At 70.8% G+C, this 11,702-nt stretch carries 9 protein-coding genes and 1 pseudogene; 3 read left to right on the forward strand and 7 right to left on the reverse strand.

Features of this window, described 5'->3' with window-relative positions:
* Positions 1-58: 58 nt before the first annotated feature.
* Positions 59-747: pseudogene (locus OV079_RS57210) on the reverse strand (MBL fold metallo-hydrolase).
* Positions 748-871: 124 nt separating this feature from the next.
* Here OV079_RS57210 and OV079_RS03870 point away from each other — a divergent pair.
* On the forward strand, positions 872-1,378 hold the full coding sequence (locus OV079_RS03870; protein ID WP_267766301.1) for a hypothetical protein: 507 nt from the start codon (positions 872-874) through the stop codon (positions 1,376-1,378).
* A gap of 143 nt (positions 1,379-1,521) precedes the next feature.
* Here the strand turns inward: OV079_RS03870 and OV079_RS03875 are convergent, their stop codons facing one another.
* Positions 1,522-2,514, reverse strand: coding sequence for a prenyltransferase (locus OV079_RS03875; RefSeq protein ID WP_267766302.1), 993 nt, complete (start codon positions 2,512-2,514; stop codon positions 1,522-1,524).
* A gap of 185 nt (positions 2,515-2,699) precedes the next feature.
* Here OV079_RS03875 and OV079_RS03880 point away from each other — a divergent pair, with 185 nt between their 5' ends.
* Positions 2,700-3,572 carry a hypothetical protein gene (locus OV079_RS03880; protein WP_267766303.1) on the forward strand — a complete coding sequence of 291 codons (873 nt, stop codon included), beginning with the start codon at positions 2,700-2,702 and terminating at the stop codon, positions 3,570-3,572.
* Between the two features lie 132 nt (positions 3,573-3,704).
* Here OV079_RS03880 and OV079_RS03885 read toward each other — a convergent pair whose 3' ends face one another.
* From OV079_RS03885 to OV079_RS03895, 3 genes are all read right to left on the reverse strand, one after another.
* Positions 3,705-4,676 (reverse strand): cation diffusion facilitator family transporter, encoded by a 972-nt coding sequence (locus tag OV079_RS03885; protein WP_267766304.1) that lies wholly within the window; start codon positions 4,674-4,676, stop codon positions 3,705-3,707.
* Positions 4,677-5,479: 803 nt separating this feature from the next.
* A complete protein-coding gene (locus OV079_RS03890) occupies positions 5,480-6,196 on the reverse strand; it encodes a hypothetical protein (RefSeq protein WP_267766305.1) in 717 nt (238 codons plus the stop codon).
* Positions 6,197-6,290: 94 nt separating this feature from the next.
* Positions 6,291-6,758 (reverse strand): hypothetical protein, encoded by a 468-nt coding sequence (locus OV079_RS03895; RefSeq protein WP_267766306.1) that lies wholly within the window; start codon positions 6,756-6,758, stop codon positions 6,291-6,293.
* A 187-nt stretch (positions 6,759-6,945) separates the two neighbouring features.
* On the opposite strand from OV079_RS03895, the gene OV079_RS03900 reads away from it, so the two are divergent.
* On the forward strand, positions 6,946-8,406 hold the full coding sequence (locus OV079_RS03900) for a vWA domain-containing protein (RefSeq protein ID WP_267766307.1): 1,461 nt from the start codon (positions 6,946-6,948) through the stop codon (positions 8,404-8,406).
* A gap of 48 nt (positions 8,407-8,454) precedes the next feature.
* On the opposite strand, the gene sthA is transcribed toward OV079_RS03900, so the two are convergent.
* Both sthA and OV079_RS03910 read right to left on the reverse strand, forming a co-directional pair.
* Positions 8,455-9,906 carry a Si-specific NAD(P)(+) transhydrogenase gene (gene sthA, locus OV079_RS03905; protein WP_420829498.1) on the reverse strand — a complete coding sequence of 484 codons (1,452 nt, stop codon included), beginning with the start codon at positions 9,904-9,906 and terminating at the stop codon, positions 8,455-8,457.
* Positions 9,907-10,146: 240 nt separating this feature from the next.
* Positions 10,147-11,358 carry an FHA domain-containing protein gene (locus OV079_RS03910; protein WP_267766310.1) on the reverse strand — a complete coding sequence of 404 codons (1,212 nt, stop codon included), beginning with the start codon at positions 11,356-11,358 and terminating at the stop codon, positions 10,147-10,149.
* Positions 11,359-11,702 lie beyond the last annotated feature (344 nt).

Raw genomic sequence — 11,702 nt, forward strand, 5'->3', positions numbered from 1 at the left:
CGCGGACCCGAGATCGTACAACGACGCGCCGCGCCGTCCATCGCGCGCCCTCGCTCGCTCAGCGGCCCATCAGCCGCCGCCAGTCGTCGCGCGAGCGGATCCGCAAGTAGCGGTTGGTCTTCCGTTGCGTACCCAGCGGGCTCGTGGGGGTCGGGCCGTAGTTGTGGCCCGGGTAAAGGACGACGTCGTCGCTCAGCGCGGCCAGCGGCCCCGTGAGGCTCTCGTACATCTGCTGCGCGTCGCCGCCCGGGAGGTCGACGCGGCCGCAGCCGTCGACGAACAGAGTGTCGCCGGCGACGAGGCGATCGCGGACGAAGAAGCACTGACTCCCGGGGTGTGACCAGGTGTGTGGATGAACGTGATCTCGACGTCGCCGAGCGCGAGCCGATCGCCGCCCTCGCGTCGCACGAGGTCGCCTTCGCTGACGCCGGTGACTTGCTTGAGCCCGTCGGCCTCGAGCTTGTGCACGTGGATCCGGGCGTCGACGCGGCCGATGAGCTCGGCGACGCCGCCGGGGACGCGGAACCCCATCATCCCGCCGCCGCAATGATCGGGGTGATAGTGAGTGACGAGCGCACCGACGATCTTCATGTCGTCGGCCTCGGCCAGGCGCACCAAGGCGTCGGTGTCCCACGCCGGATCGACGACCACGCAGGTCCGCGTGCTGCGGCTGCCGATGAAGTAGATGAAGTTGGCCATCGGCCCGATCGGCACTTGACGGAAGTACAGGTCGGAAGGCTCGCTCATGGCCGCGAAGATAGCCCGGGACGCGGTTTTACGCGATCGGGGTCGCATTTTCCCGGGCCCGGCGAATTTCGTGCGGCGCGCGGACCCCTGTGGCATACAATCGGCCGCAACGAAGAGGCCCCCCATGCTCCGTACCCTCGCCGTCATCGCTCTATCGTCTGCCGCCCTGTCCGCCGTCGCCTGCAAGAAGGACAGCTCCAAGAGCCCCGGAGGCTGCGAGTCGGGCTATGTGCTGTCCGAGGGGAACGTCTGCGTGCTGCAGAACATCGTCGACTACAATCAATGCGTCACCAACGCGGCGGCGCGCGAGAGCATCAATGTCGGCTTGACGAAGGAGATCCTCGGTCGACTGCAGCTCCAGTGGGTGGGTCCCAACATCGGTCAGTCCTCCGAGGCGCGCGGGCGGGCCGCCAAGTTCATCGAGCTCAACCCCGGCTCGTGCCGCGAGCTCGAGGTCGTGTGGGGCTGCTACGGGGTCGCCAACAAGGTCCAGGAGGCCGCCACCGAGCCGCCGATCTGTACGCCCTCGACCGGCTCGGCCGCTCCGGCCGCGGCGGGCGCGACGCCTCCCGCGGGCTCGACGCCTCCGGCCGCCGCGGCGCCCGCCGAGCCGGCGCCCGCGCCGAAGTGAACCGCCGCGCGGCGGTGCGACCGGTCACTGTTTGATCTGCCAGCAGGGCCGAGGCGGTCGTGACGACCGCTTCGGCCCTTCGCGCGTCCGGCGACCGCGCTTCGCCGAGCGTCACGAGCGGCTTTTGCCGCGAGACGCGCCGTTCACCGGAGCGCCAGATCGATCAGCAGACCGAGCAGGAACAGCAGGCCGAAGCGGCGGTTGTAGCGGAAGGCGTAGGCCACCAGGTAGGTCGGCCAGATGTGCTTCGGGAACCCGGGCGGGCAGGTCTCGGGCCGCGGACGGGCGAACACGGCGGCGGTCTCGCGCAGCAGCGGCGCTGCGGCCAGCACGACGAGCAGCGGCCAGCCGAGCGCGCCGCGCCACACCAGCGCGACCACTGCGAGCAGCTGCAGGACCAGCATGACGGTGACGCAGCGGCGCGCGAGCGGCTCGCCGAGCAACACCGGCAAGGTGAAGATGCCCTTGGCGCGGTCGGCCGGCAGCTTGTCGGTGTGCTTGCCGAACAGCACCGCTGTCGGGCCGAGCGCGTAGGCGCTGCCGATCAGCGCGGCGTCCCAGCTCCACTGCCCGGCGGTGCAGAGGTAGGTGCCGCCGACCATCAGCGGGCCCCACACCAGCAGCACGGTCGGCTCGCCGAGGCCGATGTGTTTCAAGGGCCAGGTGTAGAACAGGACGAAGAAGACGCCGGCGAGCATGAGGCCGAGCGCGGTGGTGCCGGTGGCGGCGATCAGCCACACGCCGGCGGCGAGGGCGACGGCGCCGGTGATCGCGGTGTAGCGCAGCACGTCGCGCACGCTCATGAGGCCGTGCTCGAGCGGCTGCGGGCCGTACTGGGCGCGGAAGTAGTTGCCCTTGTCGACGCCCTGCAAATGATCGGTGAGGTCGTTGACGAGGTTGTTGGTGGCGTGCGCGAACACCAGGCCGATCAGACAGGCGAGGAAGTTCAGGCCGGAGAAGTGACCGTCGCGCGCGGCCAGGATCCCGCCGATGCCGGCGGACACGATCGTCATGACGAACACGGCCGCTCGCGTGGCGACGAGCCAGCGACTCACGACGTCGAGGCGGTCCCACTCGTCCTTGCTGAGCCGCGGGATGATCTGCAGCGCCCGAAACCACATGCGCAGGTCGAACATGCGCGAAGCTTGCCGAACCCGCGGGCCCGGTGCGAGCGCCGAAGCAGGCGCCGCGAGCGCCGAGGTCGTGCGCGGGGCCACGTACCCCTTGCGTCCCGGGCGCAGGCCGCGCGGCCGAGACGTCGCCCGCGGCCCTTCGAGCCTCTACACTGCTCGGCATGCCCATGTCTCAGCTTTGGCCGCGTATGGCCTGGCTCCCCGCGCTCGCGCTCGCGGTCGGCTGCCAGGACAACTACGAGATGGTGACCGCTGCCCTCAACACGGTGTCGGAGTCGTCCTCGATCCCGGGGACCGAGACCGACGCGACCGGCGCGACGGGCACCGAATCGACGACCGCCGACGTGCCGACGACGACGGCGGTGCCGACCACGAGCTCCGAGGGCAGCATGAGCGACAGCAACTCGGGCAGCACCGACGCGACGACGTCGACCACCGCGACGAGCGAGACGACCGGCTGGGACCCGACCGCGACCACCGGGCCGCCGGCGACCTGCGACGCCCCCGACGACTGCACGGGGATGGGCGAGGGCGATCTTTCGACCTTCGTCCTGCCGTTCTTCCGCGGCGAGGTCTGCTACGCCGACAAGCTGCGCCCGGGCGACGGCCTGCCGATCAGCTGGAACCCGTGCGTCCACCCGTGCATCGACCCGCAGAAGAGCGGCTGGCGCTACCTGGTCCGCTGCTCGGGCGGCGTGGGCTGCGAGATCGCCTTTCTGCAGTACTACCGCGAGGCCACCGGCACCGACTGCCCGAGCGACGTGTTCGCCAAGTTCAACCAGGCCGGCTGCAAGTACCTCGGCCCGCACTACGGCCTCAGCGAGGGCCTCAAGAGCTTCGGCTACCCCGACGACAAGCTGCTCATCCCGTTCATCACCAACGAGGACGCGACGGCCGTCAACGCGCTCGAGCCCGCGGCCGACGTGTGGACGCGCATCGACGGGCACACGCAGTCGCCCGACCGCTACATCCCGCTGTCGGTCAGCGCGGACAACCCGGCCCCGCCGACGCAGTGCGGCCCGGGCGTGCCCGGCTGCACGTGCAAGGAGATCGGGTTCTAGGCGGACGGGCAGCTCGCCTGTCCTGACGGACAGGCGGGCCGATTCGTAATCCATGTCGCTTCGCTGTATGTCTTGAAGGACATGTGAGTTCGACGGCGACCTGTCTCGCGGGACAGGCGGCTAGCGACCGCGTCAGTGCGCGTGGCCGTGGCCGTGCGAGTGGCCGTGGCCGTGGCCGTGCGGGCGCAGCTGCGCGAGCTGCTCGTCGAACAGCGGGCAGCGCTGCTGCGCGCACGGGCCGGGGTCGTCGATCTGCAGGGTGGTGTGGACGACGCCGAGGTGCTCGCGCAGGAGGTGCTCGGCGCGGGCCAGCAGGTCGCCGGGGGCCACACCTGGCTCCGGGACCAGGTGAGCGGTGAGCACCGGCGCGCCGCCGACGCTCCACAGGTGGAGCTCGTGGATCTCCGACAACCCGGCGAGGCCGCGCAGCTCGGCCTCGACGCGCTCCTGCGGGAGATGGGTCGGGGCGAAGTCGAGGAGGGCGCGGGTGGCGTCGCGCAGGACGCCCCAGGCGCTGAAGAGGACGAGGACGGCGATGCCGAGGCTGAGGATCGAGTCGGCGGAGTGGATCGCCCAGGTGGAGGCGAGCACGGCGGCGACGATGGCCCCGAGCGAGCCGAGAGCGTCGGCCAACATGTGGATGAGCGCGCCGCGGATGTTGAGGTTGTCGCCGCCGCTGCGCGCGAGGTACCAGGCCGAGGCGAGGTTGACGACGAGGCCGGCGACGCCGACCACGAACACGGGCTCGGGCTCGAAGTGGGTGTCGCCGGTGCTGAGGCGACCGATCGCGCTGTGGACGATGAGGGCGCAGGCGAACGCGAGGAACAGGGCGTTGGCGAAGGCGCCGAGCGCCTCGGCGCGGGCGAAGCCGTAGGTGCGGCCCTGCACCGCCGGGCGCAGGGCGAACTCGGAGGCGAGCAGGGCGAGCGCCAGGGCGGCGACGTCGCTGACCATGTGCGCAGCGTCGGAGAGGAGGGCCAGCGAGCCGCTGATGAACGCGATGACCGTCTCGAGCCCGAGGAACGCGAGGTTGAGGGCGAGAGCGACGCGCAGAGCGCGTCGGGCGCGTTCCCGCGGGGGCCGCGAGTGGGTGTGGGTACCCATGGATCTGGCATCGGGCCGAAGCGCCGCGATGTCAAGCGAACGCGGGTAGAGGCGCGCACAGCGACCAAAGCCGCGGCCCCGAGGGCCGTCCCGCGCGCGGCGGGGAGGTCGTCGGGGCCGCACGTGCCGTGCGCGGCGAGAAGTTCTACCTCATGACCTGGGACATGGAAGGCTCACTGGATTCACCGCCGAAGTACCGGACGCATCGCGCACGGAACTTCGATCGTCGAGGTTGTACCAGCCCGTCGCGATGCGTCCGGTACTTCGGCGATCAGTGAATCCTGGAACAGCCTTCCTTGTGACGAATGACGTGCAGAACGCTCGGGCGGCGCAACGCCGCCCCGGTGCAGAGCACCGAGCTAGACCTGACCTCCTTCGCACACGCGCAGCACGAAGAGGACGATACCAGAAAAAGCGACGGCCGAGGAGCTGTTCGCGCCTCGGCCGTCCGTGCATCGTTGACCTGTCGGGGAGGATCTACCTCAAGACCTGGGACATGGAAGGCTCACTGAACTCGCCGTCCGTAGCCCATACGGGCCGCGCACGGAACCACGATCTGCGAGGTTGAACCAGCCCGTCGCGGCCCGTATGGGCTACGGACGATCAGCGACGTTCTGGAATAGCCTTCCTTGTGATGGATGGTGGGGAAGACGCTCGGGCGGCGCAACGCCGCCCCGCTGCAGAGCAGCGAGCTAGACCTGTCCTCCTGTGACTGGACCGCGATGCACGAACTGGTTCCTACCACAGGGCCGCGGGGCTTGGGAAGGACCCCTTTTCGCGCGGCCCGTGCACATGCAATCAGGTCAATCCGGGTAGGCGCGGATCCGGACCTCGAGGCGGCGGAAGCCGGCGATGCCGCCGAAGCTCGCGCCGATCTGCACGACCTCGACGGTCTCGAGCATGTCGGGGAACTTGACCGACGGCGGCGGGAGCTTCTTGAGCGCGTCGGCGAACGCCTCGTCGAACGAGAGCTTGTTCGAGTAGCCGATCGCCTCGCGGTAGCGGACGGCGATGTCGCCGAGGATCCCCGCCTTCTCGCTGGCGGTCAGCGGCCGCGTCTCGACGGGGGCCGAGTTCTCCTGCGGCGCAGGGTTGGTGTCGAAGCCCGACGGCGGGGGCGGTGGGATCGGGGCGTTGGTGTCGCCGTCGCTGTCGGGCAGGGTGACCTCGACGTCGCCGCCGCTGAGGCTGAGGACGATGTCGACGAGGTCGTCGCGCGTGAACTCGACATTGACGTCGTCGAGGCCCTCTTTGTGGCGCACGCGGATGACGTCGGGCGGGCGGCCGATGCTGAAGATCTCGCCGTAGCGGAACGGCGTGGCCTTGGGCGGGGCGTCGGCGGCGGTGGGCCGGGCGCGATGCGTGAGCGCGAAGGTCGGGACGGCCTCGCCGGCCTGGTGGCCGATGTCGATCTCGTATTCGGTCGAAGGCAGCTCGCCCTCGGCGACGATCAAGAGCTGACTGTGAGAATAAAACGCGTGAAGGTTGGTGCGGGTGGCGTACTCGCGTTGTTCAGTCATGACTCTGGGGTCCCCGACTCCGACAGGATAACAGACCGGCCCCGGGAAAACTCCCTGCGCGATCTCGCTTCGCAAAACTGGCGCGGCGACCGGGTCATGGCGCCTCGCCGGCGCAGTCGGCGGTGGCGCACAGGCGGATCGCGTCGGCGCCGACGCGGAAGGCTGCCGTGGTGATGCCGTCGAGGTCGCTGCCGGCGAGGCCGTGGCGGACCTCGACCCGCGCGATGCCCTCGGCCTTGGGGCGCAGCTTCCAGGTGTTGCTCGCGGTCTCACCTGCAGCGACCTCGGCGGTCCAGGCGGCGGGACCCGCGAGCTCGAAACCGTCGGGGCGCAGCTCGACGGCGACGGCGCCGACGCTGCCGCTGCCGCCGCCGCGCAACTCGGCCGAGATCTCGAGCGCCGATCCCTCGCGGACCTCGTAACGGAGGGTCAGCTCGACCGTCGCCTCGGCTCGCTGGATCTGCGCGCTGCCGGCCAGCACGCGCGGTCCTGCCGGCGGCGGCGGGCTGTGGGCGCATCCGAGGACCAGCAGGGCGAGGAGGGCGACGAGGCGGACCGACACGCGGGGACAGTAGCGTGGTTGGAATCAGATGTCCGAAAAGACAGCCTCGCCGAACAGGCTGCGATGCGCGAATTCGAGCGACCGCGTTCGCGGTGCGAGATCGTCGAGGACGAGGTTCGCAGCCGCGATCGAGATGCAGTGTTCGTGCGATCAGAACCACCGGACCGCGACGGCGTTGCAGGCGGCGATGTCCAAGCCGCGCCCGTCCTCGCAGGTCCCGTTCGTGTTCACGATGTCCGCGTTGCTCGTCACGAGCGGATGTACCGGCAAGGGCGAGCCCAGGCGCGAGGCGTCGAGCGAGCCGGCGAAGGCCGAGGCGAAGGCGGAGGCGAGGGCGGAGGCGCCGGTGCCCGGGGGTCTGGGTTGGGTGATGACCTCGGGGTCGGTGAAGCTCGAGGTGTTGCCGCAATTCGAGGTGCTCGATCGGCGCAGCGGCACGCTCGACGTCCATCTGCTCTTGCGCTTGCGTGGCGAGGGCGAGGTCGTCGGCGAGCGGCCGCCGCTCGACCTCGCGGTGGTGCTCGATCGCTCGGGCAGCATGGCCGGCGAGAAGCTGCTGGCGGTCAAGCAGGCGACGCTCGATCTGCTGAAGGAGTTGAAGCCGCGCGATCGATTGACGCTGATCGCGTACGACAGCGAGGTCGAGGTGTTGACCGAGCGCGTGGTCGCCGACGAGGCGGGCCTCGCGGCCGCGCGCAAGGCGGTGCTGGCGATCACCGACCGAGGCGGCACCGCCCTCGGTCCGGCGCTGTTCCGCGGGTTCGAGGTGTTCGACCCGAAGACGCGCAAGGAGAGCGAGCTGCGCCACCTGATGCTGCTGTCCGACGGCCAGGCCAACGAGGGCGAGAAGGACCCGCTGGTGCTCGGGCAGCGCGCGCGCGAGAACTTCGGCCAGGGGGTCAGCGTGTCGACGCTCGGGGTGGGGCTCGACTACAACGAGGAGCTGATGACGCGGCTCGCCGACCAGGGCGGCGGGCGCTATCACTTCATCCAGGGGACCGACGCGATCTCGCGGGTGCTGTCGGACGAGTTCGCCGGGCTGGTGGCGACGGTGGCCTCGGGGATCGAGGTGACCATGCAGATGGCGCCGGGGGTGCAGGTGCGCCAGGTCCACGGCTACTCCTGGCAGGAGACGCCGCAGGGCGCGTCGATCCTGGTCGGCTCGCTGGCGGCCCAGCAGGTGCGCGAGATCGTGGTCAAGCTGCAGGTGAACTTCGGGACAGGTGCGACGGGACAGCTCGCGCTCGGGACGATCGATCTCAGGGCCAAGGACCAGACCCAGCAGGGGCGGCCGGTCGACGGCAAGCTGGCGCTGTCGGCCCCGACCAGCGCCGACGCCGAGGAGGTCCGACGGTCGGAGCGCACCGAGGTGACCGTCCGCGTGGCCGAGGTCGAGAGCGCGGCGCAGATGCAGGCGGCCGCGGTCGCGGTCGACAGCGGCGACTACGACAAGGCGCGCAAGGTGCTGAAGGACAGCGTGGTGGCGCTGGAGCAGCAGCAGAAGGCGACGCCGAGCCCGAAGCTGGCCAAGCAGATCGAGGAGCTCAAGGAGGCCGAGTCGGGGCTCGATATGGCCAGGCAGAGCGCGGAGCAGGCCAAGATCTACGGCAAGCAGTCGAAGGCGAAGGCGTACAAGCTCGGCAAGTGAGGCGCCGAGTCGTTCTTTGCCGACCCGGCGCCGCGAGTGCGCCGGGCGCTAGAACACGCGGTTATAGCCGTTGAGCGCGGCGACCCGGTAGGCCTCGGCCATGGTCGGATAGTTGAAGGTGGTGTTGATGAAGTAGCGCAGGTTGTTGGCCTCGCCGCTCTGGGCCATGATCGCCTGGCCGATGTGGATGATCTCGGCGGCCTGATCGCCGAAGCAGTGGACGCCGAGGATCTGCAGGGTCTCGCGGTGGAACAGCAGCTTGAGCACGCCGACGCGGATGCCGGTGATCTGGGCGCGGGCGAGGTTGCGGAACAGGGCGTGGCCGACCTCGTAGGGCACGCCCTCTTGCGTCAGCTCGCGCTCGGTGCGGCCGACCGAGCTGATCTCGGGGTCGGTGTAGATGCCGGTCGGGATGTCCTTGACGAGGCGGGCGTCGCACTCGCCGTGGAGCAGGTGGGTCATGGCGAAGCGGCCCTGATCGTAGGCGGCGGAGGCGAGGCTCGGGACGCCGACGACGTCGCCGACGGCGTAGATGTGCGAGTGGACGCGCGTGCGGTAGACGTCGTCGACCTCGATCTGGCCGCGGCTGTTGGGCTGGATGCCGATCGCCTCGAGGCCCATGTCCTGGGTGTTGCCGGTGCGCCCGTTGGCCCACAGCAGGATGTCGGAGCGCAGCTTCTTGCCCGACTTGAGGTGGACGACGACGCCGTCGGGCTGGGGCTCGATGCGCTCGTAGATCTCGTTGTGGCGGATCAGCACCCCCTGATCGCGCAGGTGGTACGACAGGGCGTCGATGATCTCGTCGTCGAGGAAGGCGAGCAGCTTGTCGCGGTTGTTGACGAGGTTGACCTTCATCTCGAGGCCGCGGAAGATCGAGGCGTACTCGCAGCCGACGACGCCGGCGCCGTAGATGGTGATCGACTGCGGGGCGCGCTCGCGGCCGTGGTGGCCGAGGCCGAGGATGGTGTCGCTGTCGAAGATCCGCGGGTGCGAGAAGTCGACGTCCGGCGGCCGGTAGGGGCGCGAGCCGGTGGCGATGACGATGCCGCCGGCGCGCAGGCGCGGGCGCGCGCCGCCGGGCTCCTCGACCTCGATCGTGTGCGGGTCGACGAAGCGCGCCTGGCCGGTGAAGACCTCGACGTGGTTGCGGTGGTAGAAGCTGCGCCGCAGCTCGACCTGGCTGTCGATGATGCGCCGCGCGCCGGTGAGGAGCTGGGGGAAGGTGACGACGTGGCCGGCGACGAGGTCGGCGAACAGCGGGTTCTGGCGCACGCTCTTCAGCGTCCGCACGGCCTCGCGCAGGGCCTTGCTGGGGATCGTGCCGAGGTGGGTGCAGGCGCCGCCCACGGCGCGGTGGCGCTCGACGAGGGCGACGCGCCGGCCGGCCTTGGCGGCGAGCATGGCGGCCCCCTCGCCGCCGGGGCCGGAGCCGAGGACGACGACGTCGAATTCGAGGCCGCTCGGCCGGACGGGGACGGAACCAGATGGCGAAGAGGACAGGTTGGGCTCGGCGGTCACGCGGGCTCCTCGGACGCGGCGAAGCTTACCAGGCCGCGACGCGCGTGCAGCCTTGAGCCGCGGATGCGGCGTCGCAGGCGGGCGGGCGCCGGCTCGCTCGCGTCGCCGCGGCACGTGCGGCGCGAACAACGAGCGCCGTCGCGTGGCGCCCGGCCGTCGAGCGACGCGGTCGCGCGCTCGCGCGGCGAGACGACGAAGGGGCCGCGAGTCCGTGCGCGTCGCTCAGGACGGCGGGATGTGCTCGGGCACCCAGCGCATGCCCATGCCCGCCGGGAGCTTGAGCTCGAGCTCGCGGTCGAGCACGATCGCGCTGATCTTCTGGCCGTCGACGATCGTGCCGTTGAGGCTGGCGGTGTCGACGGCCCAGATGTCGCTCTCGTCGAGCAGCAGCACGAGGTGGACGCGCGACAGGCTGTGGCTGGCGCCGGCGAGCTGGCAGCGCTCGTAGCGGCCGATCAGCATGCCGCGCTCGAGATCCTCGGCGGAGACGCGGTGGGCGATCTGGGTGTTCTCGGCCGACAGCAGGATGGTGCCGACGATCCGCCCGCCGGCGCCGGGCTTGGCGCGCAGGTGCTGGGCGGCCGGGAGCAGCGTCATGTACGTGTGCCGCCTCGCTCGACCCGCGGGCTGCGGGCGCCGCTGCTCGCGATTGGCGCGCTCGGGGATCCGGTGATCGAGGTAGACGCGCTCGGGGAAGGACTGCCAGGTGGCGTCGGCGCTGCTCTCCCAGCGGCTCGGGGCCAGGGTGCCGGTCGGGAACAGGAACAGCTGGTAGCCGAGCAAGTGGACGAACAGCGGGCCCTCGGCGAGGACCGACTTGCACACCTGGCCGTCCTCGGTGCGGAAGGTGTTCGACGAGTCGAGGTCGATGAGGCGCACGCGCGCCTCGCCGAGGCCCTGCTGGCTGACGCGCACGAGCGCGTGCCGCAGCGAGACGTCCTCGTCGTGGAGGGTGAGGGCGCAACACTCGTGGCGACCGATGACGCCGAAGGCGCCCTGCTCGCTGAGGATCGGCAGGTGGACGTAGGCGGCGATCTTGCCGTCCTCGCGGGCGGCGACGCAGAGCAGGCCGTCCTTGTCGAAGGCGGCGTAGATCGGGAGGAGCTCGCGGAACATCGCCTTGAAGGTCGCGGCGAACGAGGTCCGCGGCTCGACCGGCGCGGCCAGGATGCGGGTCGCGCGGCTCCGCTTGTCGTCGTCTCCGTCTCCGTGAGCCTCGGCCATCCCGATGATGATAGCCGGGGCGATCGTCGGCGGCGCGGGCGAATTGCGCGCGCGCGTGCGTTCGCCGGCGCGGCGCAGTAGGGTGGTGACGTGAGCCGGGGGCAGGAAGACATCGCCGAACGCTGGCGGCGCGAGGCCGTGCGTCGCGCGGCGGTGCTGTTCGGGCTCGCCTGCGCGGCCCTGCCAGTGCTCGACCAGTGCGAACAGCACAGCGTGATCGAGCAGATCGCCGCCGGGCTCCAGGCTGGCGCCCTGCCGGGCGTGCCGGCCTCGGGCTGGCTGTGGATCGGGTACTTCGCGGCGGCCGCGGCGGCCGCGGCCGCTGTGCTGGCGCGACGACCCTCACGCGCGCTGGCGCCTGTTCGCCGCTTGCGCCGGGCTCCATGTCTGTTACGCGATCGCGACCGGGCTGCGCCTCGCCGTGCTGGTGGCGCTCGGCCTGTTCGCGTGGAGCTTCGTGGCGCTGCAGGCCGCCGAGGCGCTGGAGCGCGAGTGAAGATGGCGCGGCGAGCCGCGGGAAGCGGCCGGCGATCGCTCCGCACCCGGACGGCGAC

Source organism: Nannocystis pusilla (genome assembly GCF_026626665.1).
GTDB classification, from domain to species: domain Bacteria; phylum Myxococcota_A; class Polyangia; order Nannocystales; family Nannocystaceae; genus Nannocystis; species Nannocystis pusilla.